The 15,347-nt window shown below is 57.6% G+C and carries 8 protein-coding genes; 5 read left to right on the top strand and 3 right to left on the bottom strand.

All coding sequences use genetic code 11. The annotated features are described in order from the left end of the window. The first annotated feature begins 647 nt into the window (after window positions 1-647). The 3 genes from MSL71_RS22020 to MSL71_RS22010 are packed head-to-tail and all read left to right on the top strand — an operon-like array spanning window position 648 to window position 5,743. Entirely contained in the window at window positions 648-2,426 is a 1,779-nt protein-coding gene (locus MSL71_RS22020) for an adenine deaminase (protein WP_246317873.1), read from the top strand. 12 nt (window positions 2,427-2,438) lie between these two features. After that, window positions 2,439-4,169: an adenine deaminase gene (ade, locus tag MSL71_RS22015; protein WP_180144990.1), complete on the top strand. Its 1,731-nt coding sequence runs from the start codon at window positions 2,439-2,441 to the stop codon at window positions 4,167-4,169. Window positions 4,170-4,186: 17 nt separating this feature from the next. Continuing rightward, window positions 4,187-5,743, top strand: a complete 1,557-nt coding sequence (locus MSL71_RS22010; RefSeq protein WP_180144987.1) for a xanthine/uracil/vitamin C permease — start codon at window positions 4,187-4,189, stop codon at window positions 5,741-5,743. A gap of 1,057 nt (window positions 5,744-6,800) precedes the next feature. On the opposite strand, the gene MSL71_RS22005 is transcribed toward MSL71_RS22010, so the two are convergent. Beyond that, on the bottom strand, window positions 6,801-8,978 hold the full coding sequence (locus MSL71_RS22005; RefSeq protein WP_180144984.1) for a SulP family inorganic anion transporter: 2,178 nt from the start codon (window positions 8,976-8,978) through the stop codon (window positions 6,801-6,803). A 600-nt stretch (window positions 8,979-9,578) separates the two neighbouring features. Then, window positions 9,579-10,859: a Y-family DNA polymerase gene (locus MSL71_RS22000; RefSeq protein WP_180144981.1), complete on the bottom strand. Its 1,281-nt coding sequence runs from the start codon at window positions 10,857-10,859 to the stop codon at window positions 9,579-9,581. Between the two features lie 351 nt (window positions 10,860-11,210). Here MSL71_RS22000 and MSL71_RS21995 point away from each other — a divergent pair, with 351 nt between their 5' ends. Both MSL71_RS21995 and MSL71_RS21990 read left to right on the top strand, forming a co-directional pair. After that, a complete protein-coding gene (locus tag MSL71_RS21995) occupies window positions 11,211-12,140 on the top strand; it encodes a foldase protein PrsA (protein ID WP_180144979.1) in 930 nt (309 codons plus the stop codon). A 16-nt stretch (window positions 12,141-12,156) separates the two neighbouring features. Beyond that, entirely contained in the window at window positions 12,157-13,170 is a 1,014-nt protein-coding gene (locus MSL71_RS21990; RefSeq protein ID WP_180144976.1) for a 3-oxoacyl-ACP synthase III family protein, read from the top strand. Window positions 13,171-13,698: 528 nt separating this feature from the next. Here MSL71_RS21990 and pgi read toward each other — a convergent pair. Next, complete coding sequence (pgi, locus tag MSL71_RS21985) at window positions 13,699-15,333, bottom strand: glucose-6-phosphate isomerase (RefSeq protein ID WP_180144974.1); 1,635 nt, start codon at window positions 15,331-15,333, stop codon at window positions 13,699-13,701. Between the last annotated feature and the right edge of the window lie 14 nt (window positions 15,334-15,347).

The raw sequence follows: 15,347 nt of genomic DNA, 5'->3' as shown, positions 1-15,347 counted from the left end.
CTCCATTTAAAATTGATGATGAATGCCACGAGTAACCGGTTGAAGACCGCTCAGGCTCTCGGTAAAAAATAAATTATTCAGGTAAGAAGTAATGATGGTTCGTCGCCAGTGGCAGGTGAGCCACTTATAGCTTTAATAGTCATTTTTTTCCAGGCAAAACGAAACATTGCGAGAGATAACAAAAAATCCCATGACAAATTCCCACCACAAGAAAATACCAGATCCATGGAAAGAAAAGTGAGGACGGCGATAGAAGGGTGAGCTGGTTTTGAACGGTATGGGTAAATGACCAATGAAAGGCACTCTCCGCTGCTCGTCATACGGAGGCGTGGTGCGAATGTCTTTGGTGTTTGCGGCATCATGTCAGGGGAGGGGAGAACATGCCCGGCCCCCTGCGGCATTGTTTTGCCTCAGCAATGTGCCTTTCAAGGGAAACTAAAAAACCATCTCCTCAATTCGTCTTGTTCAAAAAAGATTGAAATAATTTCCATATGGTTTAATATAGCCCCTCATCCACAACATAGCTTCTTTTGTAAGCGCTTGTAATCTTTCATAAATTCGTCGGGATATGTGTTGCAGGACGGGAAACCTGATTTGCCAGAAATGGACGGCCTATCTCATAACTATTTATAGGAGGATTTATGCAAATGGGTAAAGATAGGCTGAAACGACTCATTCGGGCCGGACGTGGCCTTGTTCCGGCACACAAAGTCGTACGAGGCGGTCAGCTGGTCAATGTCATGTCCAGTGAAATCTACCCCGCAGACGTGGCCATCTATGATGAGATCATCGTCGCCATCGGTGATGTGACAGACTACATCGGCGAAGAGACCGAGATCATCGACGCCACCGGCAAGTACCTTGCACCCGGACTCATCGACGGGCACCTGCACAGCGAATGCAGCAAACTCAGCATCACAAGCTTTGCAAAGGCGGTGGTTCCCTGTGGAACGACCTGCATCGTCTCCGGCCTTGACGAGTACATCTCCGTATCGGGGATCGAAGGCTTAAAGGAAGTCTTTGCCGAGATCAAGGAAAGCCCCTTGAAAGTCTTCTGGGGAGCCCCTTACAAGACCCCGTACACCTTCCCCAAATCCACGGTATCCTACAACTTCACCGAAGAGACCCACAAAGAGGTCCAGACGTGGCCGGAGTGTTTCGGCGTGTGGGAGACTGTCCGCGAAGCGGTGATCGAAGAAGACGAGGACACCCTGGGAGCCCTGGCTGTGGCCCAGGCCAACAGGATGCCCATCTTCGGATGCGCCCCCATGGCCCGTGGTAAGGACCTGAACGGTTACCTCTGTGCCGGTGTCCGCCTCGACCACGAGAGCTACGATCACGAAGAGGTGGTGGAAAAAATGCGAAACGGCATGCACATGCTGATCCGCGAGTCGTCCGTTACCCATTTCCTGAAAGAGAACATCCGCGCCGTCACCGAGGTGAACCCCGCCTTTGCGCGCCGCGTGAGCTTCTGCACCGATGATGTCACGGCAACGGACATCCTGGAGAAAGGGCACATGGACCACGTGGTCCGCCTGGCCATCAAAGAGGGTGTCGATCCCATGACCGCCATCCAGATGGGCTCCATCAACAGCGCCGAGGCTTACCGTGTGGACCACCTGGTGGGCTCCATCACCCCGGGCAAGCTTGCGGACATCCTCGTGGTGGACAACCCCGAAACCTTCAACGTCGAGGCGGTGATCACCAACGGCAAGCTGGTCTCCAAAGGCAGGGACCTGACTTACGAGCTGAACGCTCCCAAGCGCAGCACCGTGCTCTCCAGCGAGCTCAAATGCGAGAAAACCACCCAGGCCGACTTTGAATACCGGGTGGATATGGAAGAGGGCACCGCAGAGGTTCTCTCCATGAACGTGGTGGGCCCCTTTGTCCGCAAGCGCCGCGACGTGACCTTAAACGTTGAGAACCACATCGTCCAGCCCGATACCGAGCAGGACGCCCTCATGGTCTCTGTGGTGGAACGGTTCGGCCGCAACGGCAACAAGTCCCTGGCGTTCTGCTCCGGCTGGAAGCTGAAGAAAGGGGCCATGGCCTCTTCTGCGGCCCCTGACGACAACAACATCGTGGTCATGGGCGCCGATGCAAAGGACATGTCCATTGCCGTGAACCATCTCATCGAAAACGGCGGCGGCCAGGTGATTGTTGAAGGTGGAAAAATCATCGAGTTCCTTGCCCTGCCCGTGGGCGGCATTGCAAGCGACCTGGACGCAAAGGAGATCGCGCATCAGGAGACATTGCTCAACAAGGCGGCCCAGGCCCTTGGCTGCGACCTGCCTGAGCCCCTGATGTACATGTTCTTCCTGCCCATTACGGCGATCCCCGACTACGCCATCACGGACGTGGGGCCTGTGGACTGCATCGCCCTTGAAACCTTTGACCCCATTCTTGGCCTGACCCCGGCGAAGTAGGGGAGGAAACCCATGAAAAAGACAGAGCTGAAAAATTTGATCGATGTGGCCGCAGGCCGCGTCGAAGCCGACCTTGTTATCAAAAACGCCAAGGTTGTTGATGTTTACAACGGCACCATCGTGGAAGGCGACATTGCCGTCACAGGCGGTCTCATCGCCGGTGTGGGCGAGTATGCCGCCGCCAACGAAGTAGACGCCAAGGGCCAGTACGCGGCCCCCGGGTTCATCGACAGCCATATCCATATCGAATCATCTTATGTAAGCCCGGAGGAGCTCGGCCGCCTGGTGGTCCCCCACGGCACCACCACCATCATTGCCGACCCCCACGAGATCGCCAACGTCTGCGGGTTTGCGGGTCTGGATTACATGATCTCCGCATCCAAGCTCACCGCCCTGGACGTGCAGATGATGCTGCCCTCGTGCGTGCCGGCAACACCCTTTGAACACGCCGGTTGCACCATCGACGCCCAGGCCATGGAAGAGCCCATCAAGCGTGACGAGGTCCTGGGCCTCGGCGAGTTCATGAACTTTCCCGGCGTTGTCAACGGCCTGGATGATTCCCTGGACAAGCTCCTGGTGGCAAAACGCGCGGGCAAACCCGTTGACGGGCACAGCCCCGGCGTCTTCGGCAACGACCTCAACGCCTATGCCGCCGCCCGCATCCGCACCGACCATGAGTGCGCCACCGTGGAGGAGATGCACGACCGCATTGCCCGCGGCATGTACGTACTCATGCGCCAGGGCTCTGCCTGCCACAACCTCAAAGACCTGCTCAAAGGCGTCACCGCTTCCAACAGCAGGCGCTGCCTGTTCTGCGCGGACGACTGCCAGCCCAAGACCATTCTCAGCATCGGTCACCTGGACAACCACCTGCGCATCTGCGCAGAAGAGGGCATCGATCCCATCATGGCCATCCAGATGGCCACCTTAAACGCTGCGGAGTGCTACGAGCTCACCGACCGAGGCGCCATTGCCCCGGGCCTGAAGGCCGACATCGTGCTCTTTGACAACCTGAGCGATTTTGCCGTTCAAAAGGTATGGATCGACGGGGCCCTGGTGGGAGACGGCGGCACCTACCTGCCCGAAGTCACGCGCCACGATATCTCCGCCACCAAGGGTCACTTCAAGGTCAAGGAGTTCTCCAAAGAGAAACTCTCCCTTAAGATCAACTCAGACAAGGCCCACGTCATTCAGATCCTGCCCGGCGGCGTGGTCACCGAAAAAGGCGTTGAAGAGATCTCCCGCACCAGTGACGGAGAGTTCCTCCACAACCCGGACAAGGACGTGGTGAAGGTGGCCGTGGTGGAACGCCACCAGAACACCGGCAACGTGGCCGTGGGGCTTCTCCGCGGCTACGGCATCAAGCAGGGCGCAATTGCCCTGTCCGTGGCCCACGACTCCCACAACATCATCGTGGTGGGCGTCACCGACGAGGACATGGCCTTTGCCGTGGAGTCCCTCATTGCCCAGGGCGGCGGCATTGTCCTGGCCAACAACGGCGAGGTGGTGGAGAGCATGCCCATGCCCATCGCAGGCCTCATGAGCGATCAGAGCGGGGAGTGGGTGGAAGAGCGCCTGACGGCCATCCACGAAAAAGCCCACGAGGTGTTGTCCGTCAGCGGCGATGTGGAGCCGGTGATGACCCTCTGCTTTATGTCCCTTGCCGTAATCCCGGAGATCAAGCTCACCGACATGGGGCTGTTTGATGTGACCCGTTTTGATTTCATTTCCATTGAAGCATAAAGGACTGGCTTAAAAAGATGAGTACGAAGTTACCCTTGTTCTGCAAAGGCGATATTGGCGGCCTCACCTACATCCTGGCCAACAATATCGTAAACTATATCATTGTCATCGCGACCCTCTCCGGTGTCCTCGGATGGCCGGACGAAATTGTCTACGGACGCGTGATCCCCGGTCTCTCCATGGGGCTCCTGGTGAGTGGTTTCTACTATGCCTACAACGCCTGGCGCCTGGCCCAGACCGAAGGCCGCACCGATGTCACCGCGCTGCCCTCGGGCGTGTCCACGCCTGCCATGTTCGTGATCCTCTTCGGCGTCATCATGCCGCTGCACTACGCCCTGGGCGACCCTGAACTGGAGTGGTCCGCAGCGGTTGCCGCCTGCTTTATCGGCGGGTTCATCGAGTTCCTGGGCGGATTCATCGGTCCCTGGCTCAAGGAGCGTATTCCCCGTGCAGCCCTCCTCGGCACCGTGGCAGGCATCGGGTTTATCTGGATGTCCACCCAGGGTGTGTTTGACCTCTACAGCGATCCTTTGGTGGGGCTGCCCATCCTGGCCGTGGCCGTCATGGGCGTGTTCGGCGGGTACCTGTTTCCCAAACGCATGCCTCCCTTTGCTGTTGCCATCGTGGGCGGCATTGTGTACGCCCTTGTCCTTGGCCGCACCTCCATCGACTTCAGCGGCATCGGCTTCTACACCCCCAACCCTGTTCGAGCCTTTGACGCGCTGCTCAACGGGTTTGCCGTGGTGCTGCCTTACCTCTCCGTGATCATCCCCATTGAGGTCTACAACTTCATTGAGACCATGGACAACGTGGAAGCTGCCAACGCCGCTGGGGACAACTACAACGTCCGCAACGCACAGTTCGCAGACGGCGTGGCCACCATGATCTCCGCCCTCTTCGGCGGTGTGGTTCCCAACACCGTATGGCTGGGCCATGCCGGTCTCAAAAAGGCCGGGGCCTGCATCGGGTTCTCCTGGCTGGGCGGTCTTCTCCTGGGGCTTTCCGGGATCTTTGGCCTCTTCACCTTTTTCAGCGCCCTGGTGCCCCCTGCGGTGGCGGCCATCACCTACCTCTGGTGCGCAACCATCATGCTTGCCCAGGCCTTTAAGGACTGCAAGCCCAAGCACTACGCCGGTGTGGGTATCGCCATGGTTCCCCCCATCGCCGATTTCCTCTACACCCAGGTAACCGGCGCCGTGGGCATCTCCGGTGTCTGGGCCGAAACCCAGGCCTCCGGCCTCGCCGGGTACGGCTCCAAGGTCACCCAGAACCTCATGGAAGCAGGCGTCATGTGGAACGGCGTCCCCGCCGTTAAAGCCGGTGCTATCATCATCGGCATCATCCTGAGCAGCTTCGTGGTGTTCATCATCGACCGCCGCCTGGACAAAGCCGCCATCGTCTCCTTTGCCGCAGCGGGCCTCTCCGTGTTCGGCTTTATCCACAGCGCCATGCTCGGTTTCTTCCCCACCTCCGAGTTTGTCCTCGCCTATGTGGTCATGGGCTGCGTCTGCTTCGTCCTCCACCTGGGGCGCGGCAAGTGGTTCGACGCCGAAGAAGATTTTGATTATGTGTAACAGCTCCGGTGCTCCGGTCGTGTGACGCCCGGGGCCAGAGCTCAGAATAGAAGATGAAAACCCAAACGCCCTTCGGCTTCGCGCCGAAGGGCGTTTGGTGTTTGTGGGGGAGGTGTTAAGGGCGGCTCAATTAAAAACACCCGTGCAGCCAAACCGAAAAAGGCGTAAGGCCGCACCCAACGAAAACCGGAAGCCGACGATGAGTCATACCGCCGCGTGTTTCGACAGTAAGCGATGTGCCGTAGGGTGCGCCGTGCGCACCGAAAATCAGTCAAGGTATCGATATGTATGGATTTTTGAAGTAGGCCGGTGGTCCGCGTTACGCCGGGCGGTGCGGGGGCCGCACCCTACAAAAACCGGGAGTTTACGGTGAGTCATACCGACACGTTTTTCGACAGTAGGCGATGTGCCGTAGGGTGCGCCGTGCGCACCGAGAGGCATCCAACAAACCGAATTTGAACGATTTTTTAAAAGACGCCCGTATAGCCGAAACCGCCAAAAGCGTAAGGCCGATGGTCCTTGTTACGTCAAGCGGTGCGGGGGCCGCACCCTACAAAAAACCGACGCCGACGATGGGACATACCGCTTCGTACCTCGGCAGGGGCCTAAGAATTCAATAAATATTACGAAAAATACACTTCCGAATGATCCGGCTTGTGCCGGTTGACAATTTCCGTATGATTTTCTTCAGAAGGGAAGCATCCCTTTTTGCCAGATGGTCAGAAACGATCTCGTCTGTTGTGTCATCTAAAATCGGTAACACCTTAAAATCTGCGAGGCACGACATGGTTTCCTCATACATTTACGGTTAAAAGAAGCATCCGTCACGGATCGTATCGACGCGCCCAATCAATGAGCACGGCAATCGCCATGCGTCAACACGTATATCCTTAAATGAATACCAGAAATCAATCTCCATGCCCATCAAACTTATTTAAACCACAGAAAATATAATCCCGGCCGTCCGGCTAAACGATCCATACTGTGTATCTGTATAAAACGGGGAGGGAAGGGGCATGGGGCCGTAAGGCAACCCGCATGCCCCTTTCCTTTTCCATCAGGCCCGGGCCTTGTGAAGGGATTTTTCTTCCCTGGGCAGGTAGGTGGAAAGGGGGCACGACTGGCACTCCCCCTCCCGGTGGATCTTTTCATAGACTGATTTCAATGCCTCGTCGCCGGTGGCATAGAAATGATCCTCGCCGATGGTTTCCAGAAGATGGGTTCGCTTCAACACGTCGAAGACCCTTTCCTTGACTCCGCTGAAGGAGACGTCCCGATTGCTTTCACGCACGGTCTCCACCAGAATGGCCAGGGCCTCTTCACCTGATGCGTCGATGTCGTTAATTCCGCTTGCTTCGATGATGACGTGCTTCAAATCCGGCTTTTCGGCGATATACGCCAGGACCTTGTCTTCAAGATAGGTGGCGTTGGTAAAGATCAAAGGCCCGTCAAAACGGACCACGGCAATATGATCGCACTCCTTGAGCCCGTATTTTTCAGCGCTCTTGAGGGAGTCGTTATGGGATCGTGAGAGAAGCGCCACCTGCGGCCTGAGGCTCTTGAAAAGAAAAACCAGAAAGGTCATGCCCACCCCCACATAGATGCCTTCTTCCAGGTTGGGGGCAAAGTAGAGGGTGCAGACAAAGGTCACCACGGAAATCACGCCGTCGGCCCGCTTTGCCTTCCACGCATGGACAAACCCACGCACATTGATCAGCCCGATGACCGCCATCATAATCACGGCCGCCAGGACTGCCTGGGGGAGGTGGTAGAGAAGCGGGGTAAAGAAAAGCAGGGTCAGGGCCACCATGATGCTGGTGACCACAGAGGAGATCCCGCTCACCGCGTTGGCCTGAAGGTTGACCGCAGAGCGGGAAAAGGACCCGGAGACTGCGTAGCTCTGGCCAAAGGCACCGATCATGTTGGCAAGGCCCTGGCCGATGAGCTCCTGATTGGGATCAAGCTTCTGTCCTGTTTTGGCGGCCATGGCCTTGGCAATGGCGATGGCCTCCATGAACCCCAGCAGGGAAATAATCACCGCATAGGGCAACAGCTGGACAAAGGCCGCCAGGTAGCTGCTGTTCTCCGGTGCGGCAGGCACACTGAGTTTCAAGCCCCGGGGAATATCCCCCACGACGGCTCCGGCACCGATCATCTCAATGGCGTCGTCTGCGATGACCCGGTTTTTTACCCGGATGCGCCATGTGCGGCCATCGGTCTTCATGCCCGATGGCAAGGTATCTCCAACATAGAACCCTCGAGCACCGTCCGATTCTTCGGGTGCAAGAAGGTGAACCCGTCTCAGGGCCTCGCGCTTTTGCCGTGATGCATCCTTGAGCCCCAGAATTTCCGCGTTGATCATGGCCAACCTGTAATCGAATTCAAGCTGTTCCGAGGAAGGCGCGCGGGGCGTCACGCCCTTAGGCAATTCCTTTCGCCCGTTGTTCAGCGTTGCCCGTTCTTCCGCGAGGCGTTCAATGGATCGAATGTCATCGTTGAATGCGGCAATGGTCTCAAGGACCGCAGGGGCATGGATGTCTGCCGTTGTCACCACCTGATCGTTGTTGAAATGAAACGCCTTGGACAGGACAATGGTCAGGGCCACGGCCACCAGAACGTTGGGAACCTTTGGCGCCACGCGCTTAAGCACAAGCATGACGGCAATGGCAAAGGCGCCCAGGCCCAGGGTGGGCAAGTGGGTGTAATGAAGGGCGGACTGAATGACATGGATGATGGTCTGGTAGTGATGGGGAGCCTTGTCCACATACACACCGAAGAGCTTTGAAAACTGGCTGGACGCGATGATAATGGCCGCAGCATTGGTAAACCCGTTGACCACCGGGTGGGAGAGAAGGTTCACCACCAGCCCCAGGCGAAGCGCCCCCAGAAGAAACTGAAAGATCCCCACGGTGAGCGCCAGGAGCACAGAGTAGGCGATGAACTGGGCACTCCCCGCTGTGGCCAGCGGTTCAAGGGAGGCCGCTGACATCATGGAGACAATGGCCACCGGCCCTGTGGCCAGCTGGCGGCTCGACCCGAACAGCGCTGCGATCATGGGCGGCAGGAATGCCGCATAGAGCCCGTAATAGGCGGGAAGCCCGGCGAGCTGGGCGTACGCCATGGACTGCGGTATCAATACCATTGCAACGGTGATCCCGGCCACGAGATCGGTTTTAAACGTGCCTGAGTCGTACGCCTCGAACCATGATAAAAACGGAAAAATCCTGGTTAGCATGTGGGTTTTCCCCCTCTACAGTGGAGCGTTATGGTTTGGCAAACGGTGGTCCCCGCCTGCTTACGACCCTGTACAGATTTCCACCAGAAATCAAGCAAATCACCAGGCACAACAAGGCAAGTATTCCCCTTCACCACACAGAGCAAATTACGCTTACCAAACAATGAATTAACACACGCACTACACCAAGACAAGAACGGGGTCGCAAAACGACATACAAAACAGAGTAATTGAGTAAATTTGGTATGATTTAATCGGCGGGGACGCACGGCCGGCAGGTTGCATCAAGCGGCGCGAAAACCGGGAAATCGCAGGGCAATGCCGTGCGAGTTTCTTACAGGGGGCGAAAAATCGTAGGGTGCGCCGTGCGCACCAAAAACTGGGCAAGATATCTATATTGTTTACTTTTCAGACTGGATCCATGTAACAGGACCGATCAAGCGTAAGGCCGACGGCCCCCGTTACGCCAGGCGGTGCGGGAGCCGCACCCTACGAACCCTGGCAAACCAAAAGACGTCGATAAGCAATGCCGTGGCGAGTGTCAACAGAAGACGATAAATCGTAGGGTGCACCGACAAGAAACAAAACCGGGAAAAGAAATCAAGTCACCCGGAGAAGCTGATCCCAGCGCGTGGTGTAGGAAGGGGACTTGTGGTTGAACCGGGTGTGCCAGGCTTTGGGGGCCAGGCGGCTTGCGGCGAGCCCGGAAGAGGCGTAGCCCACGGTGCGCCGCCCCATGGAGGTGTTCAGGGCGTCCACGGTTTTCATCAGGGCCGAGGCACGGGTGCGGTCCATGGTATCGAAGAGGAGCTGCTGCTCCGCAGCTTCCCGGGTCAGCTCCCGCATGTGGACTCCCAGTTTTTTGAACGGGGTGTTTTCCCGGTAGATGGTGTCAAAGGCTTCAAGGGCGCCCTTGATGATCTCCGGGCTGTCCGAGGTCGTGGTCGGGAACCGGAACGTGGCCGTGTTGTAGTAGAAATCGTCTTTGCGAAACCTGCTGCTCATGGCGTAGACTTCCATGGCGCCTGCCCGAAGGCCGTCTTTTCGAAGCTTTTCAGCGGCCCGTTCTGCATAGGAGGAGAGGGCCTCCCGAAGTTCCCGGAGGTCATCGATGCCCCTGACAAAGGTGCGGGATACCCCGACCCCTTTTTTTGTGGGTGGATTGGCCTCCAACGGGTAGCAGGAGATCCCGGAGAGCTCGTCCATGATCCGGGTGCCGTTGATCCCCATGCGTTTGCGGATCATGGCCCGGTCCGCCTTTGCCAGGTCCAGGGCGGTGTTGATCCCCCGAACCTTCAGAAATTCTGCATACCGCCGGCCAACGCCCCACACCTTGCCCGCCGGCGTGGCCGCAAGGGCCCGTTCATGCCAGACCGGATCACAGATATCGCAGACTCCGCCAAGACTGGGGCACTTTTTGGCAAACCCCGTGGCCACCTTGGCCAGGGTTTTGGTGGGGCCCACACCAACGGAGACCGGGATACCCGTGTCCTGCGTCACGGTTTGGGCGATGGTGCGGCACAGCCTTGGAACATCTGCCGCCCGGAACGCGGAAAGGTCCAGAAAGGACTCGTCGATGGAGTACACCTCAAGGTCCGGCACCAGCTGGCCCAGGGTGATGGTCACCCGCCGAGACATGTCCCCGTAGAGGGCATAGTTCGATGAGAAGACGGCCACGTCGTGCTTTTTGAGCAGCGCTTCCAGGGTGAAGACCGGAGCCCCCATGCCGATGCCCAGGGCCTTGGCCTCGTTGGAGCGCGCCACAGCGCATCCGTCGTTGTTGGAAAGGACGATGACAGGACGGCCCACAAGGGTCGGGTTGAACACGCGCTCGCAGGAGACGTAAAAATTGTTGCAGTCCACAAGGGCAAAACGGGCCATGGGTGCCTCGGTAAAGGTAATGGTTCGGGTTCCTGATGAGGGATACAACCACAGAATAAAGGCTCGGGCAAGCTTTTGAAAGGATTTGTTCCCCAAGACGACCCCGGCCAATGGCCTCTGTGGGTACAGGCTGTATCCCCTTGTGAAAAAGCCCATCCGCCCCATGACCGCCCAAGGCCCTTACCTTATAAAAAGCCCTGTGAACGCCTGCCTGCCGGGGCGGACCATACGCCCCTGTTTGACATATCGTACGCTTGTGCGTAGAGTGTCAGAGCACGATGGAGGGCATCCAAGCCCTCACAAGGTCCTGCATAACCATGTACCCATTTAAAAACACTTTGGAGACCACACATGCTGAAACCTCTCACCAGACTCCTTGCCACCACCTCGGCATGCCTCATGCTTATGGCGGGTGGAGCCGGGGCCATGGAGATCGCTTCCGTCAATGACGAAGCCATCACCCTCAAGGAACTGAACTACGCCGTCCAGACTCTTCCGGAGTATCGGAAGCTCCAGCAGGAGGTCCTCAAGCGCGTTATCATCAACACCCTTTACTACCAGGAAAGCGTAAAAGCAGGGGTCAAGGTGGAAGAAAACCTTGTGACCGAAAACTATGAAAAGCTGAAAAGCCAGTTCACCAGCGACAAGGTAGACTTCGACAAGCTCCTGGCCTCCCAGGGCAAGACACCGGCAGACATCAAAAACGGCATCCGAAAGCAGCTCATGGTCCAGACCTTTATGGAGCAGCTCGATAAAAAAGCCAACATCGTGGTCACCGACGAGGAAGCGCGACTCTTTTACGATGAGCAGCCCGCCCTTTTCAGCACCCCGGAGAAGGTACGCGTCAGCCACATCCACATCGCACTTCCCGCCGACGCCACCGACGAAGAGACCAAAGAGGCCCTTAAAAAGATCCAGGCCGTGGAAAAAGAGCTGGACGCAGGCAAGCCCTTTGCCGAGGTCGCCAAGGCCAAATCCAACGCGGTGGACGCCAAGAACGGCGGGGACGTCGGGTTCATCACCAAAGACTCTCCCGTGGCCAAGTCCCTGCTGGATGCATCCTTTTCCCTGAAAAAGGGTGAGCGCAGCGGCATCGTCAAGTCCCTGGACGGCTACCACATCATTGAAGTAACCGATCGCAAGGCGCCCTCCACCATGGGCTTCGACGAAGTCAAAAGTTCCATCAAGAACAACATGACCAAAGAACGCCTGCAGATCCAGCGCGCCTACTTTGAAAAATCCATGGCTGACAAGGCCGACATCAAAATCTACCTTAAATAGAAAGGAACATATATATATGAAACGAAGTGTAATCAGAGGCACCGGCCGTTGTATCCCCTCCCGATGCGTCACCAACGACGACCTTTCCAAGATGATGGATACCAACGACGAGTGGATCCAGCAGCGTACCGGTATCAAGACCCGTTACTGGGTTCCGGAAGGAGAGATCGTCGGGGCGTCCGACCTTGCCCTGGAAGCGGCCAAAAAGGCCCTGGACACCGCCGGGTGGGAAGCCGAAGAGTTGGACCTGATCATCTTCGCCACCCTGAGCCCGGACATCTTTTTCCCCGGCTCCGGTTGCCTCCTTCAGGCCAAGCTAGGCCTCTCCGAGACACCGGCCCTTGATATCCGCCAGCAGTGCACCGGTTTTATCTACGGCATGGGCACGGCAGACGCCTACATCCGCAGCGGCATGTACAACAAGGTCCTGGTCATCGGGGCCGAAGTCCACAGCACCGGCCTGGACAAGACCACAGCCGGTCGTGACGTGGCCGTGCTCTTCGGAGACGGCGCAGGCGCCGTCTGCCTGGAGGGAATCGAGACAGAGAAGAATGTAGGGATCATCGGCACCATCCTGAAGGCCGACGGCAAATTCGCCGACAAGCTCATGCTGGAGCTGCCTGCCTCCAAGTACCCGGAGCGTATCAACGCCGAGCTTCTCAAGACCGGCGGCCAGTTCCCCACCATGGACGGCACCCGCATCTTCAAGCTGGCCCTCCGCAAGCTCCCCGAGGTCACCCGTGAGGTGCTGGACCAGGCCGACATGACCCTGGACGAGGTAGACATGGTGATCCCCCACCAGGCCAACCTGCGTATCAACGAGGCCTACCAGAAAACCCTGGGCCTCCCCAGCGACAAAATCTTCAACAACATCCAGAAATACGGCAACACCACCGCCGCCACCATTCCCATCGCCCTGGACGAAACCATTGAGCAGGGCCTCGTGGACCCCGCATCAAGCACCGTCCTCTTCTCCGCATTGGGCGCAGGGCTTACCTGGGCGGCCATGATCTACCGCTTCGGCGAGTAGCAGCCACTGCCGCAAGGCACATGACCAAACAAAAAAACGGAGCCGCTTTTTAAAAAGCGGCTCCGTTTTTTGTTTTGGGCCATAGGCGACCAGACCTGCGCCATCTTAACGGACGCGCGCTCGCCTTCCGTTGTAGGGCTGGCGAAAAAAAGAATAAAAGCGCCTCCGGCGGCAAGGTGAGCCACCTTGAAAGCTGGTTGCCGCCACACATTGACCCTCGTTCCTCTGGTCAATGTGTGGCGGCATTTCTTTAGTTTTGATCCGCGAGGCCGGTCGGTGGTTCGTGAGGGACACCGTGCGCACCGAAAACCATTCAAGATGTCGATATTGGAAGGGTTTTGGCAAAGGACGGTGGCAAACGCTGCTTCAGGCGGTGCGGGAGCCGCACCCTACAGCACGCGTAACCGGTCGGTGGCTCGTAGGGTGCGCCGTGCGCACCGAAAAACATTCAACACACCGATATTGAGATGTTTTATTGGTGCCAGTTTAACCATAAATCCCCCGGCAGGGCCGCCGGAGGCATGCCCCTTAAAGGGGCAACCGTCCGGCAAACAACCGTTCCAGATAGAACCGGGTGATCTCATCCATATGACCGAAGCTGTGCTCCGGATTCGTATTGCGCGCCACAATCTCCCGGCGCAGGTCGTTGGCGATGGTCTTGCCCAGCTCCACCCCGAACTGGTCAAAGGGGTTGATGTCCCAGATAAAAGCTTTGTACACGGTCTGGGCCTCGTAGTAGGCGAGGAGGCGTCCCACGTTCACCGGTGAGAGGTCGTTGAGCAAGATGGTGGAGGAGGGGCGGTTGCCCTGGAAGAACCGGGTCTTCTCCTCGGAGTCTTTTCCCACGGCAAGGGCAGTGGCCTGGGAGATGAGGTTGGCCCAGAGTTCCTGGTGGTTGCTCACCCCGTGGGGACGGCAGCCCCCTTCCGGGTACTGGGGCGTGATCACCCCGATGAAGTCGATGGGGAAGGGGTGGCCCTGGTGGGCCAGCTGGAAAAAGGAGTGCTGGGCGTTGGTGCCGGGCTCTCCGAAGATGATCACCCCGGAGGACTGGTCGATCTCGTAGTTGTTGATGGTAACGGACTTGCCGTTGCTCTCCATGTTAAGCTGCTGGATGTGGGGGGCCAGTTTGGAGAGGGGAGAGGCATAGGGAATCACGGCCTGGGCCTGGTACCCGAGAAAATTGTTGTTCCAGATCCCGATGAGGGCCGACACCAGGGGGATATTCTCTGGGGAGGGGGCGTACTTGGTGTGGATGTCCATCTCCCGGGCCCCTTCCAGAAACTGGTTGAAGCGGTCGTAGCCCAGGTAGAGACTCAGGGGCACGCCCCCCACCGCCGAGGTGACGCTGAACCGGCCACCGATGAAATCGAACATGTGAAAGGTCTCGATGCCGGACTCTTTGCCCTTGTCTCCGGGGCTCCCCTTGCTGGTCACCGTCACGAAATGCTTTACGGCATCCAGGCCGCAGGAGGTCATGTAGGCCTTCATCTGCTGGGCGTTGGCCATGGTCTCCACCGTGGTGAAGCTCTTGGAGATGACGATGCACAGGGTGGATTCCGGGTCGATCTTGGTTTTGATGGTCTCGAAATTGTGGGAGTCCACGTTGGAGAGAAAATGGAGCTCCATGCCTTTGTCGGCATAGGCAAACAGAGCGTTGGCCACGAACTCGGTGCCCAGGTAGGAGCCACCGATGCCGATGACCACGATGTGACGAAACTTTTTCCCGGTGCTGCCGCACACCGTGCCATCGTGGACCTTTTCGCTGAACTCCTTCATCTGGCGACGAACCGCGTCGATCTCATCCATCACGTTGACCCCGTCCACACAGATGGACTGGCCGGAGAAGCTGCGTGCGGCCGTGTGCAGGGCGGCGCGGTTCTCCGTCACGTTCACCTTGCAGCCGTCCACCTTGTCGCGATATTTGCGATGAACTTTCGCGACCTTGGCGAGTTCAAAGAGAAGGTCCATGGTCTTACGCGTGACCCGTTGCCGCGAAAAATCGTAGAAGAAGTCCACATGCTTTAAGGAAAATCCCTCCATCCGGCCGTCTTCTTGTATCAGCTGCTTCAAATGGTATTCAGGCCTCTTCATCTCTTCCGCATGGGCTTTGAGTTTTTTCCACACAGGGGTTTTGCTGATCCTGAAACCTTTTTCAGCCATCGTCTCTCCAGTTC

Origin of the sequence: Desulfoluna butyratoxydans, assembly GCF_900699765.1 — a bacterium.
Classification (GTDB): Bacteria; Desulfobacterota; Desulfobacteria; order Desulfobacterales; family Desulfolunaceae; genus Desulfoluna; species Desulfoluna butyratoxydans.
This window is presented reverse-complemented; position numbering and strand designations above follow the sequence as displayed.